This is a genomic window from Ahrensia sp. 13_GOM-1096m, from assembly GCF_000620605.1.
GTDB classification, from domain to species: domain Bacteria; phylum Pseudomonadota; class Alphaproteobacteria; order Rhizobiales; family Rhizobiaceae; genus Ahrensia; species Ahrensia kielensis.
Genome location: NZ_KK211156.1, coordinates 653,847 through 677,534, shown reverse-complemented (window position 1 = coordinate 677,534; position 23,688 = coordinate 653,847). Strand labels below are relative to the sequence as shown.

Annotated in this window: 22 protein-coding genes; 3 read left to right on the top strand and 19 right to left on the bottom strand. The window is 48.3% G+C overall.

Features of this window, described 5'->3' with window-relative positions:
• Positions 1–281 precede the first annotated feature (281 nt).
• Positions 282–890 (top strand): class I SAM-dependent methyltransferase, encoded by a 609-nt coding sequence (locus N530_RS0117085; protein WP_026481707.1) that lies wholly within the window; start codon positions 282–284, stop codon positions 888–890.
• On the opposite strand, the gene N530_RS0117080 is transcribed toward N530_RS0117085, so the two are convergent.
• The 13 genes from N530_RS0117080 to dusB form a co-directional block, all read right to left on the bottom strand.
• A complete protein-coding gene (locus N530_RS0117080) occupies positions 860–1,675 on the bottom strand; it encodes an MBL fold metallo-hydrolase (RefSeq protein WP_026481706.1) in 816 nt (271 codons plus the stop codon). The two genes, N530_RS0117085 and N530_RS0117080, sit on opposite strands and share 31 nt — an antisense overlap.
• Positions 1,668–2,462, bottom strand: coding sequence for a TatD family hydrolase (locus N530_RS0117075; protein WP_026481705.1), 795 nt, complete (start codon positions 2,460–2,462; stop codon positions 1,668–1,670). The genes N530_RS0117080 and N530_RS0117075 overlap by 8 nt, the downstream gene beginning before the upstream one ends.
• The gene (metG, locus tag N530_RS0117070) at positions 2,462–3,994 is read right to left on the bottom strand and encodes a methionine--tRNA ligase (RefSeq protein ID WP_026481704.1); all 1,533 of its coding nucleotides are present in this window, start codon (positions 3,992–3,994) and stop codon (positions 2,462–2,464) included. Before metG ends, N530_RS0117075 begins: the two co-directional genes overlap by 1 nt.
• Positions 3,995–4,147: 153 nt before the next feature.
• Positions 4,148–5,197 carry a DNA polymerase III subunit delta' gene (locus N530_RS0117065; RefSeq protein WP_026481703.1) on the bottom strand — a complete coding sequence of 350 codons (1,050 nt, stop codon included), beginning with the start codon at positions 5,195–5,197 and terminating at the stop codon, positions 4,148–4,150.
• A 3-nt stretch (positions 5,198–5,200) separates the two neighbouring features.
• Positions 5,201–6,517, bottom strand: a complete 1,317-nt coding sequence (gene hflX / locus N530_RS0117060) for a GTPase HflX (protein ID WP_035267336.1) — start codon at positions 6,515–6,517, stop codon at positions 5,201–5,203.
• A 74-nt stretch (positions 6,518–6,591) separates the two neighbouring features.
• Positions 6,592–6,843, bottom strand: a complete 252-nt coding sequence (gene hfq, locus N530_RS0117055) for an RNA chaperone Hfq (protein ID WP_018687876.1) — start codon at positions 6,841–6,843, stop codon at positions 6,592–6,594.
• 132 nt (positions 6,844–6,975) lie between these two features.
• Positions 6,976–7,845: a D-amino-acid transaminase gene (locus N530_RS0117050; RefSeq protein ID WP_026481701.1), complete on the bottom strand. Its 870-nt coding sequence runs from the start codon at positions 7,843–7,845 to the stop codon at positions 6,976–6,978.
• 20 nt (positions 7,846–7,865) lie between these two features.
• Positions 7,866–9,242, bottom strand: a complete 1,377-nt coding sequence (trkA, locus tag N530_RS0117045; RefSeq protein WP_026481700.1) for a Trk system potassium transporter TrkA — start codon at positions 9,240–9,242, stop codon at positions 7,866–7,868.
• A 6-nt stretch (positions 9,243–9,248) separates the two neighbouring features.
• The gene (locus N530_RS0117040; RefSeq protein ID WP_026481699.1) at positions 9,249–10,610 is read right to left on the bottom strand and encodes a sigma-54 dependent transcriptional regulator; all 1,362 of its coding nucleotides are present in this window, start codon (positions 10,608–10,610) and stop codon (positions 9,249–9,251) included.
• Positions 10,607–12,907: a PAS domain-containing sensor histidine kinase gene (locus tag N530_RS18500; protein WP_051541033.1), complete on the bottom strand. Its 2,301-nt coding sequence runs from the start codon at positions 12,905–12,907 to the stop codon at positions 10,607–10,609. The genes N530_RS0117040 and N530_RS18500 overlap by 4 nt, the downstream gene beginning before the upstream one ends.
• Before the next feature lie 100 nt (positions 12,908–13,007).
• Positions 13,008–14,462: a nitrogen regulation protein NR(I) gene (ntrC, locus tag N530_RS0117030; protein ID WP_026481698.1), complete on the bottom strand. Its 1,455-nt coding sequence runs from the start codon at positions 14,460–14,462 to the stop codon at positions 13,008–13,010.
• Between the two features lie 19 nt (positions 14,463–14,481).
• Positions 14,482–15,588 (bottom strand): nitrogen regulation protein NR(II), encoded by a 1,107-nt coding sequence (locus tag N530_RS0117025; RefSeq protein WP_026481697.1) that lies wholly within the window; start codon positions 15,586–15,588, stop codon positions 14,482–14,484.
• Positions 15,588–16,619, bottom strand: coding sequence for a tRNA dihydrouridine synthase DusB (dusB, locus tag N530_RS18495; protein ID WP_035267333.1), 1,032 nt, complete (start codon positions 16,617–16,619; stop codon positions 15,588–15,590). The genes N530_RS0117025 and dusB overlap by 1 nt, the downstream gene beginning before the upstream one ends.
• Positions 16,620–16,779: 160 nt before the next feature.
• On the opposite strand from dusB, the gene N530_RS0117015 reads away from it, so the two are divergent.
• Both N530_RS0117015 and N530_RS0117010 read left to right on the top strand, forming a co-directional pair.
• Positions 16,780–17,961: a bifunctional 2-C-methyl-D-erythritol 4-phosphate cytidylyltransferase/2-C-methyl-D-erythritol 2,4-cyclodiphosphate synthase gene (locus N530_RS0117015; protein WP_026481696.1), complete on the top strand. Its 1,182-nt coding sequence runs from the start codon at positions 16,780–16,782 to the stop codon at positions 17,959–17,961.
• The gene (locus N530_RS0117010; protein ID WP_026481695.1) at positions 17,958–18,506 is read left to right on the top strand and encodes a CinA family protein; all 549 of its coding nucleotides are present in this window, start codon (positions 17,958–17,960) and stop codon (positions 18,504–18,506) included. Before N530_RS0117015 ends, N530_RS0117010 begins: the two co-directional genes overlap by 4 nt.
• Here N530_RS0117010 and N530_RS0117005 read toward each other — a convergent pair.
• Genes N530_RS0117005 through N530_RS0116980 form a run of 6 tightly spaced genes read right to left on the bottom strand, consistent with a single transcriptional unit; the run spans position 18,491 to position 23,685 of the window.
• Complete coding sequence (locus N530_RS0117005; RefSeq protein WP_026481694.1) at positions 18,491–18,943, bottom strand: type II toxin-antitoxin system RatA family toxin; 453 nt, start codon at positions 18,941–18,943, stop codon at positions 18,491–18,493. The genes N530_RS0117010 and N530_RS0117005 overlap by 16 nt on opposite strands.
• 1 nt (position 18,944) lies before the next feature.
• Positions 18,945–19,913: a lipoyl synthase gene (gene lipA / locus N530_RS0117000; RefSeq protein WP_026481693.1), complete on the bottom strand. Its 969-nt coding sequence runs from the start codon at positions 19,911–19,913 to the stop codon at positions 18,945–18,947.
• A gap of 17 nt (positions 19,914–19,930) precedes the next feature.
• Entirely contained in the window at positions 19,931–20,215 is a 285-nt protein-coding gene (locus N530_RS18490; RefSeq protein WP_018687888.1) for a hypothetical protein, read from the bottom strand.
• Positions 20,208–21,656, bottom strand: a complete 1,449-nt coding sequence (gene lpdA / locus N530_RS0116990; RefSeq protein ID WP_026481692.1) for a dihydrolipoyl dehydrogenase — start codon at positions 21,654–21,656, stop codon at positions 20,208–20,210. The genes N530_RS18490 and lpdA overlap by 8 nt, the downstream gene beginning before the upstream one ends.
• A 25-nt stretch (positions 21,657–21,681) precedes the next feature.
• Positions 21,682–22,323: an SGNH/GDSL hydrolase family protein gene (locus N530_RS0116985; protein ID WP_026481691.1), complete on the bottom strand. Its 642-nt coding sequence runs from the start codon at positions 22,321–22,323 to the stop codon at positions 21,682–21,684.
• Between the two features lie 6 nt (positions 22,324–22,329).
• The gene (locus tag N530_RS0116980; protein WP_026481690.1) at positions 22,330–23,685 is read right to left on the bottom strand and encodes a pyruvate dehydrogenase complex dihydrolipoamide acetyltransferase; all 1,356 of its coding nucleotides are present in this window, start codon (positions 23,683–23,685) and stop codon (positions 22,330–22,332) included.
• Between the last annotated feature and the right edge of the window lie 3 nt (positions 23,686–23,688).

Below are 23,688 nucleotides of genomic sequence, written 5' to 3'. Positions count from 1 at the left end.
CCATGCGTTGGTCCTGCAAAACTTCTCAAAAGGGAAGCCTTGGAGTGTCGCATGTCTACCTTGCTGAACTGTCGCATCTGTAAGTTGCCACTACATACAACTGTCGCATAAGATAGATTATGGAACTAATATGTATATCTATCTTGGATAGGTAACGCATATACACAAGCTCCAAACCTCACTTTAATCAACACGACATATAGAAAAGCAATTGGAATTTGCATCAAATGGGTTAAGTCATTGGCTAATTTGAAGCATACGAAAATAGCGATAAGCCACATATGACGCAGAATATTGGAGAGTTGCAGGTAGATTTCGTCAGTGGCGCTGTCGCTCATCGGCTTCGTTTTGGCGGCGGACGAAAACAGGATCTGCCCAAAGCAATGGGTTTCCGTTCTGGCATTACACCCACAATTGTCGATGCAACGGCTGGTTTGGGCCGTGACTCATTCTTGTTAGCGTCGCTCGGCGCGCACGTTACAATGATTGAACGCTCGCAAGAAATGCACGCTTTATTGGCTCAAGGCATGGAACGCGCATTGAAAGAAGGTGGTGAGTTCCGAGACATTATTGGCCGTATGACGCTTATTAAAGGAGATGCTAAAGACGTTTTGCCTGAGCTAAAATGTGAGTCTATTTTAATCGATCCGATGCATCCTCCGCGTAAAAACTCGGCTCTGGTCAAGCGTGAGCTGCGCCAAGTTCGCGAAATCGTTGGGACCGATGACGATGCTGTCGAATTAATGCAAGTTGCGCTAAAACATGCGCAAAAGCGTGTCGTTCTCAAATGGCCGGCAAAAGCTGATCCAATGAACGGCATACGAAAATATTCCCATCAAATACTAGGAAAATCAACGCGTTATGATGTTTTTATGATCAACCCATCATAACAAGGCTCTACATTATCCGGCGTTTCGCGCAGCACAGTTTCATAGTCCAGCGGAATATGCATATGCGTTAAATATGCGCGTTTAGGCTTTAAACGCTCGATAATCTGCAAACTTTGTTCCAGCGATAAATGGCTTGGGTGCTCACGATATTGCAAGGCATCGACGATCAACACATCAAGACCAGTCATTTTTTCAAGCGTTGCTTCTGGAAAAGCGGACACGTCGGAACAATAGGCAAAGTCACCTATTCGAAACCCCAAAGAATGAATGCTGCCATGCTGCTGCACAAGCGGTACAAACTCTAATGCGCCCCCTGCTCCATCTATTGTAAATGCCACATCATGTTCAATCCGGTGCGGGTGCAAAATTGGCGGATAAGAACTGCCAATAGGCGTCTCAAAACAATAGGCAAAACCATCGCGCAATCGTTCAGCCGTCAAATCATCAGCGTAAATATTCATGCGTTGTTTTTGCATGATCACAAATGTGCGCAAATCATCAATACCGTGCACATGGTCTGCATGCGCGTGCGTATAAACAACCCCATCCAATTGCTGAACTTGGGCCGCAATCATCTGCGCACGAAAATCAGGGCCAGTATCGACGCAAACAACTGTTTTATCGCCATTTTCCGCAATTCTCTCAATAAGAGCCGCAGCGCGCAAACGATTGTTTTTAGTGTTATTTGGATCGCAGTTGCCCCAATCACCATTAAGGCGCGGCACGCCTGGCGATGAACCGCATCCTAAGATGGTCACTTGCAATCTTGCGTCTTTATCAACCATCGTGACGTGGCACCTTGGAAAATAAATTATAGAAATTTGACGTCGTTTGCTGAGCGATGGCCTCAAAAGGCACATCCAGCGTTTCAGCGAGCACTTTGGCTGTATTAACGACGAAGGCTGGCTCATTACGCTGACCACGGTGTGGCGGCGGCGCAAGATAAGGCGCATCGGTTTCTACAAGCATGCGGTCAAGCGGAATGTCTTTGGCGATATCGCGAATTTCTTGGCTGTTTTTGAATGTCAAAATACCTGAAAACGATACATAACCGCCAAGTTCAACACCGCATTCGGCAAGCGCTTTGCCCGATGAGAAGCAATGAAGAACAAACGGAAACGCACCATTTTTAGCGGTTTCATCACGCAAGATTTGCATCATATCATCATCAGCCGCACGCGCATGAATAACCAAAGGCAATCCGGTTTCACGTGCTGCATCTATATGGCGAATAAGGCCAATCTTTTGCGCTTCAACAGGTGCATTGTCGTAAAAATAATCAAGCCCCGCCTCGCCAATCGCAACAACTTTGGGGTGCGCAGCATGCGCCACGAGATCGCTCGTCATCACGTCTAGCTCTTCATCGGCATTGTGCGGATGTGTGCCAACCGAGCAGTACACATCGTCATAAGCATCAGCAATGGCGCGTATCTTATCAAACTCATGCACACGCGTGGATATGGTCACCATACGCACCAAACCAGCGCTACGTGCACGCTCAACAACCGCATCTAGCTCTGGTGCAAAGTCGAGGAAGTTCAAATGGCAATGACTGTCAACGAGTGCAGGCATCAGGCTTTTGTCTCCACATAGCGCGGGAAAACACCTTCCGGTTTTGGCAATGATATGCCGCCAACAAGTGCGTCTTCTATATTAGAGAAATTACGTTGATCGTTTGGCACAGCCACAAGATCGAGCAATTTACCGGCTGATTCCGGCATGATTGGCTGACACATAATGGCAATGCGGCGTACCGTTTCTGCAACCGTATAAAGTACTGTCGCCATACGTTCAGGATCGGTCTTTTTAAGGCCCCACGGCGCCATTGTATCGACATAGCGATCACCAGCGGTAACAACATCAAAAACAGCTTCGAGAGCTTTGTGTATTTGCTGTTTGTCCATCGCTGCACGCGCTGTTTCCAAAGCTGGCACACATAGGCCGATCAATGCCTTGTCTTCAGGCTGTAAAGCGCCTGGCTCTGGCAAAACACCATCGAGGTTTTTAGCAATCATAGACAATGAACGCTGTGCCAAATTACCAAGACCATTAGCAAGATCAGCATTGGTGCGCGTAATGATCGCATCATTGCTATAGGAACCATCATTGCCGAACGGCACTTCTCGCATGAAGAAATAGCGGACTTTATCGAGACCGAATTCATCAACCAGTTCGAACGGATCAATCACGTTGCCAACTGATTTCGACATCTTTTCACCTTTGCTGAAAAGAAAGCCATGCGCGTAAATTCGTTTCGGCAATTCAATACCTGCCGACATTAAGAATGCAGGCCAATAAACGGCGTGAAAACGAATAATATCCTTGCCGATAATATGGGTCGCAGGCCAATAGCTCCAATCAGCGCCCTGCTCGTCCGGATAACCTGCTGCTGTAATATAGTTGGTCAGCGCATCAACCCAAACATACATGACATGATCGTCATTGCCTGGAACAGGAATGCCCCAATCAAATGTCGTGCGCGAAACAGACAAATCACGCAAACCACCTTTAACGAAACTCATCACCTCATTGCGGCGCTCAGGCGGCGCAATAAAATCAGGATGCTTTTCGTAATATTCTATTAGTTTGTCACCATAGGCAGAAAGCTTGAAATAATAGCTTTCCTCTTCCACCCACTCAACTTCAGAGCCAAGCGGCTCGCGGCGCACACCATCTTCGCCGACCGTAGTTTCAGCTTCGTCGAAATAGGCTTCCTGACGAACAGAATACCAGCCGCCATAAGTGTCTAAATAGATATCACCATTGGCTTCCATCTTTTTCCAAAGCGCTTGTGCGGCCTTGGCATGACGGTCTTCGGTCGTGCGAATAAATTCACGGTGCGAACAGCCAAATGTCTCAACCATCTTTTGAAATACAGCAGCATTTTCATCAGCCAATTGCAGCGGCGTAATTCCGCGCTCTTCTGCTGTACGCTGCATTTTTTGCCCGTGTTCATCCGTGCCGGTCAACATGAAGGTATCTTTACCGTCAAGGCGCTGGAAACGTGCGAGAACATCCGTGGCAATCGCAGTATAGGCGTGGCCGATATGCGGAACACCGTTTGGATAGAAAATTGGCGTCGTGATGAAGAATTTATCGCTCATAAGCTACAATCTGATCGTATTGAAATTTGTAGCGGAGCTTTAGAACAAATTGTCCCGAATTGAAATTGCAACTTGTTCAAATTTTTCGAGATATTTGACGCAGTCCTCACATCAACACGGCAATAGCGCTCAAATCATGGGTTAGGCGCTAAACTACGCCGTATGCAGCAAAGCATGAACCTTGTTGGCCATGATGAGAAATTCTTGCTTGCGGTCGAGGTTAAAACCATCGGCCATACGTGCGCGCTCGCCAAACTCTTCGTCAAACCGTGCAATCTGCGCAGCACGGTGAACATTGCCATTATGAGCAGCCTGTATCGCCGCTTGCTGAATGGACTCAAACATCATCTGGCGTAGCAAAATATTATGTGTATCACTGCCCCGCGCTCCTGCAACTTCTGCAAGTTTATGCGCGCGTGCCGTATCAAACTGCACTGACGTTAAAAACAGATCGAGATTCTCTTTCAGCTCCAACCCGCCATTAAGCGCCATTAACAACGCATGACGGACAGAGCCACCGGACAAGGCAGTAAGCTGCGGAATCTGATCTGAATCAAGAAGTGTACCCGCAACAACATTTAAAACCGTTTTTACCTGCTCATTATCAAGCGGTTGAAACCGCACCACTTGGCACCGCGAGCGTATGGTTGGCAAGATTCCACCCAAGCCATGACAAACAAGTAAAAACAATGTATTTACAGGTGGTTCTTCAAGTAATTTCAGAACAGCATTGGCAGCGTTGCGATTCATATCGCCAAGACTGTCGATAATGATAATACGCTTATCACCAGCCGAAGACGTCATGCCGAGGAAGCGCTGCAAACGGCGCACTTCATCAACAGTAATAACCGTCTTAAATCCCTTGCCATCATCTTTTTTAGGGCGGGTTAAATAGAGCATATTGGGATGCACGTTCTGTGCAATCTGGCGATATGTGCCTGTGTTTTCATCGCATTGATAAAGTGCTTGAACATCATCAAGCGGCACATTTCCAAGCACAGCATTTGCAGTAAGAAAGGCAGCGCTCGCCTTCCCTATCCCCTGCTCACCATCCAATATCAATGCGTGATGACCGCCAGTTATTGCTGAAAATATCTGTTCCATCGCCGTTTCATGGCCGATGAGAGAGGTCGCAGCACATGGCGGCGAAATTTCATCAAGACTATCAAAAAACTCAGGAAATTCGATTTCTTGCGCAGCCATATCCTAACCTTTAGTCCTTCGATCATAGGCTTCAGAGTTTTCAGGCGTCAAATCCACACGCACAACAATCATACCATCGTCAAGCGCTTCACGGCCGCGCACAATGCCATTTTCATAAAGCCAAGCAACGTCGGCAAAATGGTCAGGTGAAATTTCTACAGTGCGTGAAACAAGCGATCCAGCAATTTTTTGTTCAATAAGCGCGAGTAAATCCGGCAGTCCCGTACCATCAAGCGCACTCACCGCAACTTGATTGAGCGTATCGCCTTTACTCGGAACCAAGCGTTTTTGTATCGCTTCACGGTCTTCAGGCAGAAGAGCATCAATCTTGTTCCACACTTCAATGATGTGAGATGTGTCTTCAGGAGCAATTTCCAAATCTTTCAGAACCTGCCGCACATCATCGGCCTGAGCGGATACAGCGCTATCGGCGGCATCATGAACATGCAGCACGAGATTTGCCTCCTGCACTTCTTCAAGCGTCGCACGGAAGGCCGCAACGAGGTGTGTTGGCAAATCGGAAATAAAGCCCACCGTATCGGACAAAATAATCCACGTACCACCAGGCAATTGAACGCGCCGCAATGTTGGGTCTAGCGTTGCAAACAACATATCTTCTGCGTGAACATCTGCGCCGGTTAAACGATTGAAAAGCGTGGATTTTCCCGCATTGGTATAACCAACAAAAGCAACAACAGGCAGCGGTATTTTTTTGCGTTTGGCACGGTGAAGCGTGCGCGTGCGGCGCACAGCTTCAAGCTCAACCTCAAGGCTTTTAATTTTATCGCGCAGAAGCCGTCTATCAGCCTCAATCTGCGTTTCACCCGGGCCACCCAAAAAGCCAGCACCACCACGTTGACGCTCCAAGTGTGTCCATGAGCGGACCAAACGGCCACGCTGATAATTCAGATGCGCGAGCTCAACTTGCAAGGAGCCTTCTTTTGTTCGCGCACGGCGGCCAAAAATTTCTAAAATAAGACCTGTACGGTCAACCACTTTAGCATGCAGCTCTTTTTCAAGGTTACGCTGCTGAACAGGTGTCAACGCATGGTCAATGACGACCAATTTCGCGTTTTCAGCCTTTACGATTTCCGCTAATTCAATGACTTTACCAGACCCAAGCAAGGTTGCGGGGCGTGGTTTTGCAACATTAATGACAGCAGAATGCGCAATAACCAGATCGATCGCGAGCGCTAAACCTTCCGCTTCGACCAGTCTTTCAGCAGCGCTACGCTCGATAGCACCGCTTGCAAAAGTAGATTTTGCCTGATTTCTCTGACTGATATCCGGCGCAATGACAATTGCGCGTGTTGGCTCCACCGCGTGATCGATTGATCCGCGAGGTCCTTTGGCGTCGTCATCGTCGCCATCAATATCATCAAATGTGAAGCCGATTATTCGTCGCCTTGATTAGCCGTTTCACTTTCAAACATTTGCACAGGCTGACCCGGCATGATTGTTGAAATGGCATGCTTATAAACAAGCTGCGCATGACCATCACGACGCAACAGAACGCAGAAATTATCAAATGAGGTAACAACACCTGTCAACTTTACGCCGTTTACGAGGAAAATTGTCAGTGAAATTTTTTGCTTTCGGACCGAATTTAAAAACTGGTCCTGTAAGTTTTGTGATCTATCTGCCATTTTCTTACCGTGTAAAATGAGCTTGCAATCAAACTCGTAACCTCAAGGTGCCCATGTATAAGCATATTTTCAATTATAACCAGTACGTCAACGTCAATTGCAGACCTTTATTAGAAAAAACTGCCTACTGCATTACCTATAGACAGATGTTTTTTCTGCCTCGATACGAAACTGAATGCGTAGCTGCTCAGTTATTGAGCCTGCATGCCCATTTGCAACAGAATCACCGTCAATAGATACAACAGGAATTAATATTGTTGTCGCAGCCGTGATAAATGCTTCGCGTGCATTTTTTGCTTCATCCACAGAAAAGTGGCGCTCCTCGACTTTTAAGCCTAGTTTTTCCGCTGCATCGATGGCTGTTGTTCTGGTAATCCCGCGCAAAATGCCATGATCTGCAGGACGCGTCACTAGCGTTCCATCTTGAGTGACGATCCACGCATTTGTGGAGCTACCCTCTTTCACCATGCCATCTTCATCGACAAACCATGCCTCAGCAGCGCCCTGCTCTTTTGCTTTTTGCTTTGCCAAAACATTGGGCAGCAGACCAACCGTTTTAATATCAACACGGTCCCAGCGATTTTCTGGAACAGTGATAACCCCAACGCCATTTTTAGTTTTTAAATCTGCTTGCGCAGGGTCGCTACTGCGCGCTGTGATAACCAGCGCCGACTTAACGCTAGATGCCGGAAAAACATGGTCGCGCTTAGCCACACCGCGGCTGACCTGAATATAGACAAGACCATTGCGCACGCGGTTGCGTATAACCACTTCCTTGACGATCCGCACGAAGGCTTTTTTGTCGACCGGCCACGCCATTTGAAGCTCGCTCAAAGAGCGGTTAAGACGCGCAAGATGCCGTGTCATATCAATGATATAACCATCCGCAATTTCACACACTTCATATACGCCATCAGCAAACTGATAGCCACGATCTTCAATATGCACAGCCGCTTGGTTATGCGGCACATAGCATCCATTGACATAAGCAATACGCGACATTTTATTTCCCTTCCAAGGGCTTAGAAAAACTCAAGACTTACGCGGAACAACTGCTCGACACTCTTCACAGCAGTAGTTTTGGCAAACATGACAACACGGTCATTTGCCTTTACGATTGTGTCACCGTCCGGTTTGATGACAACGCCATCGCGGTAAATTGCACCGATGCGCACATCTTCAGGCAGATCTTGGTCCCGCAAGGGTTTGCCAACCAGCGGCGACGTTTCCAAAGCTTGCGCTTCGATGACTTCCGCCTGACCTTTTTGAACAGAATGTACCTGACGGATACGGCCACGGCGCATATGTTGTAAAACGCGCGATATGGTTACGGCACGCGGATTAATTTGCGCATCAATACCAAGCGCCGCTGTAAAGTTTTGATATGACAAATCATTGATCAAAGTCATCGTTGATTTACAGCCCAATCTTTTGGCCATTACCGACGATAAAACATTGACCTGATCGTCATTGGTAAGCGCAACCATAAGATCGGCATCTTGCACATCTGCTTCGCGCAAAATCTGCTGGTCAAGTGCACTGCCATGTAGCACGATGGTGCGAAGCAATTGGTCAGCAACATCAACCGCGCGGGTGCGGTTTGCCTCAATAATCTTCAAATTGGCTTTAATGGCCGACTTTTCCAAACGGGAAGCAGCATAAAGGCCGATATTACCGCCGCCTGCAAATACAATGCGGCGCGCCTGTGTTTCTTGGTGGCCAAACAGTGCAAGCGTTCTGCGCACCTGTCCTTTGACAGAAATCACATAGACAAGATCACCTGCAAATAGTTGGTCGCTTGATTTGGCAATGAAAAGCTTATCATTACGCCACACACCGGTAACCGTTGCGCCAAGATCAGGGAAAAGTTCGCTCAACTGGCTAAGCGGCGTATTAATAACGGGACAATCTTCGCGGCACTCAATCGCCATCATAGTGACATTGTCATCGGCAAACTGAACAACGTCCGTTGCACCGGGTAGAGCGATGCGTTTCAACACGACTTCGCCCACTTCACGCTCTGGCGAAATGATCACGTCAATCGGAAGATTATCGCGGCTGAACATGTCACGGTACTGGTCTTGAAGATATGATTGCGCACGAATACGGGCGATCTTCGTTGGCACATCGAAAAGCGAGTGTGCAACCTGACAAGCAATCATATTCACTTCATCATACAGCGTAACCGCAATGATCATTTCAGCTTCGTCAGCACCAGCTGCAGCCAACACATCCGGATGGCCGCCATGCCCAACAAAGCCGCGCACATCGAGCGTATCACGCACACGCTGAATTAACGCTGCAGACGTATCAATAACAGAAACATCATTGTCCTCGGCTGCCAATCGTTCCGCGATACCGTAACCGACCTGTCCAGCGCCACAAATAATAACCCGCATGGGCGTTTAAACTCCTAAAGACTTCAGTTTACGGTGTAGTGCAGAGCGCTCCATACCAATAAATTCAGCCGTCCGTGAAATATTACCGCCAAAACGCGATATTTGGGCCAACAAATAATCACGTTCAAAGCGCTCGCGTGCTTCGCGCAGCGGTAATGACATAATGTGTGTATCTGACTCAGTTGGCGCCTTGGGTAAATTATCACTGAGTTCCGCAGGTAATTTACCGACAGTGATCGGAATTTCATCGCTTTCATCGCGAGTCAAAATCATGATCCGCTCAATGGTGTTGCGCAATTGACGAATATTACCCGGCCAAGAATGCGCTTGCAAAACAGCCATCGCATCATCATCAATGATTTTCGTCCGAATACCTGTCTGAGCTGATATTTGCTTCATAAAAGCTTGAACAAGAACATCAATATCCTCGCGCCGCGCGGTTAATGGCGGCACTTCGATAGGCACAACAGCCAGCCGGTTAAACAAATCGCGGCGGAATTTGCCCTCTTCAATCAATGCTTCCAAATCAAAAGCAGTCGATGAAATAATACGCACATCCACTTTAACGCGCCTGACACCGCCTACCCTCTCAAACTCTTGCTCCACAAGAACGCGCAAGATTTTAGACTGCGTTTCAAGCGGCATATCAGCGATTTCATCAAGATAAAGTATACCGCCATGCGCTTGCTCTAATGCGCCAACTTTTCGCTCCGTACCATCTGGTTCTGTACCAAACAGCTCAATTTCCATCCGGCTTGGTGTAATCGCAGCCGCATTAATCGACACAAACGAACTTCTAGCGCGCGATGAAGCAGCATGGATTGCCCGTGCGACAAGCTCTTTTCCTGCGCCTGTTGGTCCTTTGATAAGCACACGGCTATTGGTTGGCGCGACACGGTCAATGCTTTGGCGCAAATTCATCATCGCGGCAGAATTACCAAGCAGCTCTTCAGAGTCAGAAGATCGCTTTTTAAGTTCGGAAATTTCGCGGCGCATTGAGCTTGTTTCAAGCGCCCGCTCCGTAACCAGAATAAGGCGATCCACCTTAAATGGCTTTTCAATATAATCGAATGCACCGCGCCGAATTGCAGACACAGCCGTTTCAATATTGCCGTGACCTGAAATCATGACAACCGGAAGCCCGGGGTGCATCGCTTGAATTTCGTCAAGCAATCCAAGTCCGTCCAGCTTGCTGCCCTGCATCCAAATATCAAGAAAAACTAAGCGCGGCACACGGTCAGAAATTGCCGCCAGTGCACTGTCACTATCATAAGCGGTCCGCGTCTCATGCCCTTCATCTTCCAAAATACCTGATACGATATCACGGATGTCAGCTTCATCATCGACGATGAGAATATCTGCTTTCATACTGAATTCTCCACACTTGTCGTGTTTTTATCTGTTATATTTTCGCCCTGTTCATCAAACACAGCTTCGCTTTTTGGGAAGATCATGCGCACCATGGCACCCGTTCCTTCATGGTGCTCAAGCGGCGCATCATGAAGCTCTAATCGCCCATTATGATCTTCCATAATTTTCCGCACGATTGCCAAACCAAGCCCCGTCCCTTTTTCTCGGGTGGTCATATAAGGCTCAAGCAAGCGTTGGCGATTGGCTTTTGGAAATCCGCGCCCATTATCGGTCACATCCAGATGAATCCACTGATCACTTGCCCCATAAGCACGGATCAAAATATGACCCTGCTCATCACCCAGCCGTCCTTCAAAAATCCGGCTTTCAACAGCTTCAGATGCATTCTTGATGACATTACCAATAGCCTGCCCAACCAGACGATCATCGAGCAGGCATTTTAAAGGTTCTGCACCCAAATCATGGTCAAATTTGATTTCATTGCGGCTAACTTCAACTAAAAAAGCAGCTTCTTTGATAACAGTCCGCAAATCCTGCATTTCCATGACAGGTTTTGGCATGCGCGCGAATGATGAAAACTCATCGACCATACGGCCAATATCACCAACCTGCCTAATGATCGTATCTGTACATTGGTCAAAAACTTTTCGGTCCTCATCAGCAATTTGTTTGCCAAACCGGCGGCGTATACGCTCTGCGGAAAGCTGAATAGGCGTCAATGGGTTTTTAATTTCATGGGCAATACGCCGAGCGACATCGGCCCAAGCGCTTGAGCGCTGCGCTTCCATGAGGTCGGAAATATCATCAATCGTTAAAACATCTGTGACGGAACGCCCATGTTCTGCGCTGCCCGCAGGCTCTTGCTCAAGTGTCAGTTGCACATTGAGCACGCGCTCACGTCCCGCGCCATCAATGAAAGTCACCTGCCTGCGAAGATCATCACGGTCATTTGAAACCATGTCCGCATAAGAATCAGCTAGCGCTGGTGAAATATCACTCAGCGGGCGGCCAATAATGTCCTGATTATTGCCAACGAGAATTTGAGCGGCCGAACTATTGGCAACATGCACCACCCCCGCACGGTTCACGCCAAGAACACCCGCAGACACGCCAGAAAGAACAGCCTCTGAGAACCGTCGGCGTTCATCAATTGTATCGCGCGCTGTCAAAAGGTCATTACGCTGGGTCTTGAGCTGAACAATCATATCATTGAATGTTTCGCCCAGATGCGCCACATCGCCGTCGCTGGCACGAACAGGCACCCGCACTTCAAGATTCCCGCCAGCCACTTCATCAGAAGCTGTGATCAATTGACGAATCGGGCGCACAATACGGTTCGCAACAGCGATGCCGGTCCATATTGCAGAAAGCAGCATGATCAGCGTCAGCCCAAAATAAAGAATAGCAAAAGCAAGCTGTAGTACCGGACGGTTACCTTCAAGGTTACTGTATTCCAGTCTGTTCTGTTCCATCAACCGAACAGCATTAAGCGCATCAGCATCAACGCTTCGCACGGTATAAAGCATTGCATTATCTATATCGCGCAACATAATTAGCGCGCCCACTAGATTGGTCACGCCGGGCGGAATAATCACTGGCGCACCATCTTTCGCTGTCTCAAGTGCATCTTCTGGCGGCAATGGCAAAGGCTGACTTGTTTCAATATCTGCGCTGTGAATGACCCTACCATCAGGCCGCACAACCGATGCGCCCAACATGCCGCGCCCTTTGGCTTGCTGTGTCAAAAAATTACGAAAACCGCGTTGATCTAGCCTAAATAGGCGCACCTGATTATCCAGCGAAAACGCCATATTGATTGAGGCATCGCGCAAATTGATTGCATTTTCGTTGATATAGCTTTCCGCGACTTCTTTGGATGATTCCACGATTGTCCGTGTGCGGATTTCAAACCATCGATCCAAACCGAGATCCAAGGTAATGGCTGCCACAATAGCAACGGCCAAAGCTGGCGCGGCAGCAATAATCGAGAAAAGTGTGACGATACGCACATGCAAACGCGCACCCGCATGGCCGTAACGACGCGCATCCTTAATGCGCTTTAGTTCGATACCGATAAGCAGCAGCAGACCCGCAACAAACATACCATTAATAATAACAGCCGTAATTGCGACGGTGTCATCTGGCAGAATAGGTGTCAGACCAATAAGAATAACGAAAGAGGCAATCGCAACAATAACCGCCGCAAACACCAGAATGAAGCCGTAACGCAACACAGCCCTGCCCGGAGCAAGACCGGCAACCGGTGTCATCATTTCCTTGTCGAGAGAGACCATTTAGCGATTCAATCCAGCCCTGTGATACTGAGGCGATTGTGCAACAGAATGTGGCTATTTTGCAACATAAATGACCACTCCCAGACTTTATTTAACGCATTTATTGGCCTTTAAAAACACTAACGCCTAAATCGCGGATTTTCTTGCGAAGCGTGTTCCTATTTAAGCCTAAAATATCCGCAGCTTTAATCTGGTTCCCCCGCGTTGCGGTCAATGTTGCCATTAACAACGGATATTCCAGTTCGGAAAGAAGCCTGTGATACAGTCCAGGCGGCGGCAAACCATCGCCGAATGAATTGAAGTATTTTTGCATATTCAACTCAACCGCTTGGGCGATTGTGATGTCTTTACCGTTTTCAGCATTGCCGATATCTGGCAAATTATCATTGTCAGGGTCTTGAAGTTCAGATGAAATGATATCGGCCGTTATTTCATCTTGCGGATATAACGCTGCCAATCTGCGCACCAGATTTTCAAGTTCACGCACATTACCCGGCCACGAATGATGCAAAAGTGCTGCGATCGCATCGGGTAGCAACACCTTCTCTTCAAGTCCCTCTTCTTGAACTTTCTTCAAGAAATGGCTGACCAGATCAGGAATATCCTGAACACGTTCACGCAAAGGCGGTATGCGCAGCGGAACAACATTCAAGCGATAATATAAGTCTTCGCGAAACAAACCTTGATTGATAAGGCTACGCAGCTCTTTATTCGTCGCGGTCACAATACGCACATTTGTTTTAATCGGTGTGCGCCCGCCAACCGTCGTATATTCGCCTTGCTGAAGCACACGCAACAAACGCGTTTGCGCATCCATCGGCATGTCACCGATTTCATCAAGGAACAGAGTGCCATTTTCGGCTTGTTCAAACCGGCCTGTCGCGCGGCTATGGGCGCCAGTGAACGCCCCCTTTTCATGACCAAATAGCTCAGACTCAATCAAATCACGCGGGATAGCCGCCATATTGATCGCAACAAAAGGGCCCTTTTTGCGCTTGCCATATTCATGCAGCGCACGCGCAACCAATTCTTTGCCAGTTCCTGATTCGCCATTGATTAAAACCGTTAGATCAGACTGCATCATGCGCGCCAAAACGCGGTATATTTCCTGCATCGCTGGCGAGCGGCCAACAAGCGGCATGGCTTCATCTTTTTCTGCTGCAGCACTCTTGCTATCAGTCGGTTTGCGCCGCGCTTCCTGTAGCGCACGCTCAATAATCGCAGTGAGTACGACAAGGTCGAACGGCTTTGGAAGATATTCATAAGCACCGTTTTCAGAAGCTCTGATCGCCGTCATAAATGTGTTTTGCGCACTCATGACAATAACAGGCAGATCTGGACGCATTTTCTTCATGCGCGGCAGAAGATCAAATAGATTTTCATCCGGCATAACCACATCACTGATCACGCAGTCACCTTCACCTTCAGCCACCCATCGCCATAAAGTTGAGGCATTTGACGTTAAGCGAACATCATAGCCAGCACGCGACAATGCCTGACTAAGCACGGTGCGAATGGCTGCATCATCGTCTGCAACTAGAATTGTTCCGTTCATTGCATTTACCTTAAAAGCCTTAGCTCGGCGCTTTTGGCGCAGTTGGCATTAGAATTTTGAACTTGGTATTTCCAGGCTGGCTATCGCATTCAATAACGCCGCCATGGGCGCCAACAATCTTGGCAACCAAAGCAAGCCCAAGGCCTGAACCATTTGTTTTTGTTGTGATAAAAGGATCAAACATATAGCTCTGAATTTCTTCTGGAACGCCGGGACCATTGTCCTGCACAGAAAATTCCAGCGGCAAAGAAACGCGCTCATGCAAGCCGGGGATCGAAAGACGAACGCCGGGTTGAAACGCTGTTTTCAATCTTATTTTTGGATTTTCCACATTGGCAACGGCCTCGCAGGCATTTTTAACGAGGTTCAAAAACACTTGAATAAGCTGATCCTGATTGCCAGCAATATAAGGCAGTGATGGATCAAAATCCTGCTTGAACTCTATATTCCGTCCAAACCCCGATTTAGCGATTTTCTGAACGCGGTCCAAAACCACATGGATATTAACCGGATCACGGTCCAGCGGCCGCTCATCAGAAAACACTTCCATTTTATCGACAAGCTGAACAATCCGGTCGCACTCATCTTTGATCAACTGTGCCAGCGCGCGGTCTTCATCGCTGACAACACTTTCAAGCAATTGCGCAGCACCGCGAATACCCGAAAGTGGATTTTTAATCTCATGGCCCAGCATAGACGCCAAGCCCGTTACCGAACGGGCAGCGCCGCGATGTGTCATTTGCCGATCAAACTTTTCAGCCATTGAGCGTTCACGGAAAACAATCACCATCCCGCCATCTTCTTCGGCAACAGGCGTGACATGAATATCGACAATCCGGTCAAGTCCGAGCCGCGGCGATGAAACGTCCACGCGGTACTCATTGGTCGGCGATTGAGCCGAACGCACCTGATCTATCAACGTCAATAGTGGATTAGAAAAACCAACAAACTCATCAATTCTAAAATTAGCAAGATTTGCCATCGACGAAGAGAAGAAATACTCCGCTTCCAAATTGGCAAAAGTGATCAAATTATCCTTATCGATCATGATAACCGGATCACGCAGATTATCTAATACGCGCCGCGCATTCTCTGCCTGACTGGCATTTTTACTTGCAGGACTCATTATGCGGCTTCCGATTTTTCAAGATCTACTGAGTTAAAAACATCGCGCAAAAGCGGGATAACTTTCTCCGGCAAATGAGATCTCATAATCTCTGTGCGCAGCTCAGTTATGGACTGCGCCTTTGGCAAAAGACCATCAATATACCAACCCAAATGCTTGCGCGCATGGCGCGTGCCAACATGCTCGCCATAATGTTCAAGCATTGCTTGGTAATGGGAGATCACATAATCAGCGACATCAAAGGATGGTGCCTGTGTAAATTGTGGAAGCCCAGCAGACGCATTGGCTATGTCTCCCGCTTTCCACGGTGCTCCCTGCCCTGCACGCCCAATCATTACAGCATCGGCACCAGATTGCTCGCAGGCCGCAATCGCGGATGAAAGGTCGTCAATATCGCCATTGACCACCAAAGGCACATCCACCACATCCCGAACGGCCGCAACAGCGCGCCAGTCAGCAACACCGTCATAAAATTGACAGCGCGTTCGTCCATGCACGGTGATCATTTGCACCCCTGCATCAACCGCACGCCTTGCAAGCTCTGGCGCGTTGATTGTTTCGTCATCCCAGCCCAAGCGCATCTTGAGCGTCACCGGAACTTGAACCGCATCAACCGTCGCATTGACAAGCGTCATGGCATGATCAAGATCACGCATAAGCGCCGAGCCAGATGCTTTTCCTGTCACTTTTCGTGCAGGACACCCCATATTGATATCTATAATTTCCGCGCCATTTGATTCTGCGATTTTCGCCGCTTCGCCCATCCAGTGCGCTTCAAAGCCCGCAAGCTGAAGCATTGCCGGACCTGCATCATGAGAAAGAGCACGCCGTGCAGACTCATCGGATTCAGAGCAAAACTCACGGCTCGCAATCATTTCACTGACCACGATACCTGCGCCCGCCGCCCAAGTGCGCTGACGGAAAGGCAAGTCACTCACACCAGATAAAGGAGCAGCCAGAACGCGATTGCGAACGGCGACATTTCCAATCTGGAACGGTTCATGAAGGAGTGCAGTCAAGTGATTGTCCATTTTTTAAGCAGCTATATCGACTGCACATTCTTTATACAACATAGACTAATTGCGCAATTAGCCACCTATGATAAAGGTCGCAAAACTTTAAACAAACCAAACCAAGCAACGAAACCTGCGACTAGGACGAGATATTTTGTCAGCATATTTGCAACACTCAATGGGACTGGTGATTGTGGCGGCAGGCCGCGGCGAGCGCGCAGGCACGCAAAACGGGCCAAAACAGTACCGTACACTCGGTGCCAGCACTGTTATCGAACAAACAATATCACGTTTTGCAAACTTTATACCAGCGGCGAACACCGCTCTCGTTATTCATGCAGATGATGCAGCGCTGCTCAAACAAGCAACATGCAATATTGATACAGCGCAGATGACAATTGTAACGGGCGGCACAACACGGCAGGAATCCGTGCATGCAGGCCTACGGGCGCTTCGTGACATGGCGCAAGATTTCAGTCATGTTCTAATACATGACGCTGCCCGCCCTTATGTGAATGATGACTTTTTATTGCGGATTATCGAAGAAATTGGGGCAAATCCCAATGATGGAATTTTGCCGACAATCGCCGTGTCAGAAACCCTCAAAACCGTATCAGATGGTATAGTGACTGGCACAGCATCGCGCAAAGATATGCACCGCGCACAAACGCCTCAAGCTTTTCCCTTTGCAACTATTCTTGCCCTACATGATAAAGCGAGCGCGCAAGCCATTTCTGATTTTACTGATGATGCAGCAATCTTTGAATGGGCAGGAATGACAGTGCGCATTGTAGAAGGCGACGCCTCCAATATCAAACTCACCTACCCTCAAGATTTTACCGCACAGGAAAATATGAACAATAATTCTCTACCCGATGTGCGCACAGGCAATGGCTATGATGTTCACCGTTTTGAAGACGGCGATAAAGTTATTCTATGCGGCATTGATATTCCGTTTAATAAAAAACTATCGGGTCATTCAGATGCAGATGTTGGATTGCATGCGTTAACCGATGCGCTTCTTGCCACTTGCGGCGCGGGCGACATTGGCGATCATTTCCCGCCAACAGATGAAAAATGGCGCGGCATGGCCAGCCATGTCTTTTTATCAGAAGCTGTCAAAATTGTGCGGCAAAACGGCGGTACAATCATGAACGCTGACGTGACAATCGTAACCGAAGCACCCAAGATTGCACCGCACCGTATGGCAATGCGTGAGAAGCTAAGTGAACTACTGGGCATTTCTTTAGAGCGCTGCTCGGTGAAGGCAACGACGAACGAAACAATGGGCTTTATTGGCCGTAAAGAAGGCATTATGGCGCTTGCAACTGCGAGTGTTGTCTATGGAGAAAAATCATGAATGACACCCCATCACACGACAATCCGCTTAGCGCACTTGCACTTGAGGTCGTTGAAAACTTTTCCGCACGTGGATTTACAATCGCAACGGCTGAAAGCTGCACAGGCGGCCTAATCGCTGGCATGATCACCGATATTCCCGGTTCCAGCAAGGTTTTGGATCGCGGTTATGTAACCTATTCCAACGATGCCAAAATCGAAATGCTGTCCGTGCCGGAAGAATTTTTTGAAGAAGGCGGCCCCGGCGCTGTCTCCGAAGAAGTTGCCGAAGCAATGGCAAAGAACGCTTTGCAGAAAAGCTCAACAGACATTGCGATTTCAGTAACGGGCATTGCTGGTCCGGGCGGCGGCACCGAAGACAAACCGGTCGGCCTCGTCTGGTTTGGTTGTGCCTGCGATTGGGCACCAACATTTACGATCAGCCGTTACTTTGACGATAATGGCCGCGATGCAATTCGCGCAGAAACAGTTATGACCGCGTTGATGATTTTGATTGAGACATTAAAAGAAGCACCCGACAAAGAGCCAGATCAAGACTCTGAATAAATCTCGTCTGCACGCTTTTCGAATGCCTCCGCAAACATTCGAAAAGCACGGTCGAACATCGACCCCATAACCATGCCAAGCATTTTGCTCTTAAACTCATAATCAATATAAAAATGCACATCAGAGCTGCGTTCATCAACATCGGTGAACGTCCAGCGATTGTCGAGATATTTGAACGGTCCATCAATATAGGACACATCAATCTGGCTCTCGTCAGGATTGAGCAGAACCCTGCTGGTAAATGTCTCGCGTATTGCCTTATAGCCAACACTCATATCCGCAACCAGCATCTGCTTGCCATCACGTTCGCGGATATCACGAATACTGAGCGCCTCACATAAGGGCAAAAATTCAGGATATTTTTCCACATCAGCAATCAGCGCAAACATTTTATCTGCGCTGTGATTGACGCGGCGCGTGGTCTTAAAACTCGGCATATTACTTTATCGAGGCCAGCTTTGCTTCGCGGTTCGCCCGCAGTTTTTCAAAATCCGAGCCCGCATGGTGCGATGAACGCGTAAGCGGCGAAGCCGAAACCATTAAAAAGCCTTTTGTATAAGCAATTGTTTCAAATGATTTGAACTCATCAGGTGTCACAAAGCTCATCACTTCATGGTGCTTTTTTGTTGGCTGCAAATACTGGCCGATCGTTAGAAAATCGACATCAGCAATGCGCAAATCATCCATCAATTGCAGCACTTCATTGCGCTCTTCGCCAAGCCCCACCATGATTCCTGATTTTGTAAAAATCGAAGGATCAAGCTCTTTGACGCGCTGAAGAAGGCGGATTGAGTGGAAATAGCGTGCACCAGGGCGCACTTTTAAATAGTTAGAAGGCACCGTTTCAAGATTGTGGTTAAACACGTCAGGCTTAGCGGCCACGACAGCCTCAAGCGCACCTTCTTTGCGAAGAAAGTCCGGCGTTAGAATTTCAACCGTCGTACCGGGCGAATATTCACGGATTGCTTGAATAACTTCTACAAAATGCTGCGCGCCACCATCGGCCAAATCATCGCGGTCAACAGATGTGATAACCACATGCTTAAGCCCCATCTTTTTGACGGCTTTTGCCACATTGACCGGCTCTTCTTTATCAAGCGCACCGGGCATACCAGTCGCGACATTACAAAAAGCACAAGCACGGGTACAAATTTCGCCCATAATCATAAAGGAAGCGTGCTTCTGATCCCAACATTCGCCAATATTAGGGCAGCCCGCCTCACCGCAAACCGTCACAAGATTATGCGATTTAACGATTTTATTTGTCTCGTGAAAGCCCTTCGATGTCGGCGCTTTCACGCGAATCCAGTCTGGCTTTTTCAAGCGTGTTGGCTGATCTGGACGATGCGCCTTTTCAGGGTGACGCATTTTGCCGGAAGGCCTTGTTGTATCGAGAACCGTAACCATTCGGACAACCTAACTTTCTAGTTTTTCGATGCCATCGACATTGCTTTAAATAAAAGCAGCCAAATAGCGCCAAATAAAAATCCTGCACACGCCGTAATGCCAGTCACGTACCAAACGCCAGTCCAACCTTCAACCAGAACACCGTTAAATGTGACACCGCCGTTGCGCATCGCGGCGAATGAAGCAAGAAACCCCATCACCATAAACAATATGATGCTTACGCGCATGATTTTCCAGCCTGTTGACTGCCACCAACGCGCATTACCGCCGCGAATGATACCGCGGCGTGAACGCTTAGGCATTTAAAACACGTCCATAGGCATCCAGCACGCTCTCTTTCATCATTTCTGAAAGTGTCGGGTGCGGGAAGATCGTGTGCATTAGCTCTTCTTCCGTCGTCTCAAGGTTCATCGCGATAACAAAGCCTTGAATAAGTTCTGTGACTTCTGCGCCAACAAGATGCGCGCCGATTAACTGGCCCGTCTTTTTGTTAAAGATCGTTTTGACCATGCCATTATCTTCGCCAAGCGCAATGGCTTTGCCATTTGCATTAAACATGTAACGGCCAACACGAGTTTCAATGCCTGCTTCTTTGGCTTTGGCTTCGGTCAAACCAACAGAGGCAACTTGCGGGTGGCAATAAGTACAGCCTGGAATCTTGTCTTTTTCCATCGGATGAACATTTGGCACACCGGCAATCTTTTCGATGCAAATCACGCCTTCATGTTCAGCCTTATGTGCTAGCATTGGCGGTCCAGCAACATCACCAATAGCATAAATGCCTTCGACATTGGTTTTGCCATAGCCGTCGATCACCACGCAGCCGCGATCAGTTTTAATGCCAAGATCTTCAAGGCCAAGGCCTTCAATATTACCTTGAACACCAACAGCCGAAATCATCCGGTCCGCTTCCATCGGCGTCACTTTACCGTCTTTGCCTTCAACATGGGCAATGATCGAATTGGATTTCTTCTCGACTTTTGTGACTTTCGCCTCAGTGATAATTTTAAGCCCGTGCTTCTCAAGCGCTTTTCTCGCTATGCCGGAAATCTCAGGGTCTTCAACCGGCATAATGTTTGGCATGAGTTCAACAACGGTAACGTCGCAGCCCATAGAATTATAAAATGATGCAAACTCAATGCCGATAGCACCAGAGCCCATAACGATGAGCTTCTTTGGCAACTCCTGCGGCACCATAGCTTCAAAATAAGTCCAGATCAGCTTGCCGTCTGGCTCAATGCCCGGCAATGCGCGTGGACGCGCTCCTGTGGCAACAATGATGTGCTTGGCCGTGTAGTCACCCTCACCTTTGATGTTCTTAGGAATAGGGTTTTGTGGCTCCATGATCTTTTTAGTCGGTTTACCAACTGTAACTTTGCCTTTACCAGCAAGTTTGGCTTCGCCCCAAATCACATCGATCTTGTTCTTCTTCATCAGAAAACCAACACCGCCATTAAGACGCATTGATACACCGCGCGAACGCTTAACGACCTCTTTCACATCAGCCGTCATTTTGCCTTCAAGCTTCAACCCATATTCAGATGCGCGGTTTGCATAATCCAGCATTTCGCCAGAACGCAACAACGCTTTGGTTGGAATACAGCCCCAGTTGAGACAGATGCCACCAAGATGCTCGCGCTCAATGATGCCAACTTTCATGCCCAATTGCGCAGCACGGATCGCCGTTACATAACCGCCGGGACCGGAACCGATAATCAGCACGTCATAATTATTGTCAGCCATTTTAGCTTCTCCGTGTCAAAGCGGTTTAAACCGCGAGTAATTTTTTCACGATGGGCGCGAGTGCCGCACCAATTTTCTTTGTGTTTTCGGCGTCCAAATGAACACCATCTAATGTAGAGGCCTCAGCCACAGTGCCAGCATCAAAAAATGCAACATCCATATCTTTCGCAAGCTTCTCATACAGGCCGTCGAGCTTCTTACTTTCGGCGATACCGCCATCAAACATAGCGCGAAACTCAAGATCATCACTTTCCACTAAAGGCGGCGGCGCGACGATTAAAACTTTAGCGCGATGGCCGTTTGAAAGTCCTTGCATATGATTTTTAGCAATTTGCGTTAAACGCCGCACACCTTGCAAAGCGCCAATTGACGTACCGCAAATATGAGGTTTCATATCATTGGCCCCCAGCAAAATGATAACCAAATCAATCGGCGCATGGGTATTTAAAACCGTCGGTAAAACACGCACACCATTACGATCACAATCAGCCAAATATTCATCATAAGCCGTTGTGCGACCACGCAAACCATTGGTTATAACGGTCACACCATCGCCCAAAGCTGCACTAAGCACATCAGGCCAACGGTGACTGACCGGATGACGACCGCCAGTCTCGGGGCATGAACCCCAAGTGAGCGAGTCGCCATATGCGAGAACCGTGGTCATGATGGTTTAAACCAACATGCCCATTGGATTTTCGATGTAGTTTTTGAATGCACCGAGCAATTCTGCACCCAGCGCACCATCCACACAGCGATGGTCTGTCGATAACGTCACGCTCATGACGGTTGCGATCGTCAACTCACCATCTTTAACAACCGGACGCTGTTCACCCGCACCAATGGCAAGAATTGTCGCATGCGGCGGATTAACAACAGCAGAGAAGTTCTTCACGCCCATCATACCCATATTGGATACAGCAGTCGTGCCGCCCTGATATTCGGTTGGGCTAAGTTTCTTCTCTTTGGCGCGTTTGCCCAAATCTTTCATTTCATTGGAAATGGCAGATAGAGTTTTGGTTTCAGCTGAACGCACGATTGGTGTAATCAAACCGCCTGGAATAGAGACAGCCACGCCAACATCGGCATGTTTATGCTTGACCATATTCTCATCGGTCCAAGACACATTCGCATCTGGCACATCACGCAAAGATAGCGCCAGCGCTTTGATCACCATATCATTGACGGAAATCTTGTAAGCTGGCTTATCATCTTTAACAGGTGCAGACTTGTTGAGCTGCGAGCGCAAGGAAAGCAGTGCATCCAATTCACAATCCATCGTTACATAGAAATGCGGGATGGTCTGTTTGGATTCTTGTAAACGCTTGGCAATTGTTTTGCGCATACCGTCGTGCTTGACGAGTTCGTAAGAGCCTTCTTCGAAGTTCTTCAGCACCGCTTCGGCAGACGCGCCAACTGGCATTGCTGTTGCAGCTTTTGGTGCCTCGGCTTTAGGCTGAGCGCCGCCAGCCATTGCTTCTTCAACATCGCGTTTGACGATACGGCCTTTCGGACCGGAGCCTGAAACAGCTGTAATATCGACACCTTCGTTCTTCGCTATACGGCGCGCCAGAGGCGAGGCGAAAACTTTTTTCCCGTCTTTTGTTGGCACAGGTCCAGCAGAACCGCCCTTATCGTCGCTAAGTGGCTTAGAATCAGCCGCCGATGTTTTGGCTGCAGGTGTTGGCGCCTCAGAAGCGCTTTCAGCTTTTACTTCGGCAGGAGCCTCTTGCTTCGCTGGCGCAGAAGCACCGCCGCTGCTTTTAGCAGCTTCAGAAGCATCTTCGCCCTCTTCAGCCAAAATCGCGATGACAGCGTTGACCTTGACGTTTTCAGTACCCTCTTCAACAAGGATCTTGGCAATCGTACCTTCATCAACCGCTTCAACTTCCATCGTCGCCTTGTCGGTTTCGATTTCAGCAATCACATCGCCGGGGCCGACTTTGTCGCCTTCTTTGACCAACCATTTGGCAAGGTTACCCTCTTCCATCGTTGGCGAAAGTGCGGGCATTGTAATATTAATAGGCATGAT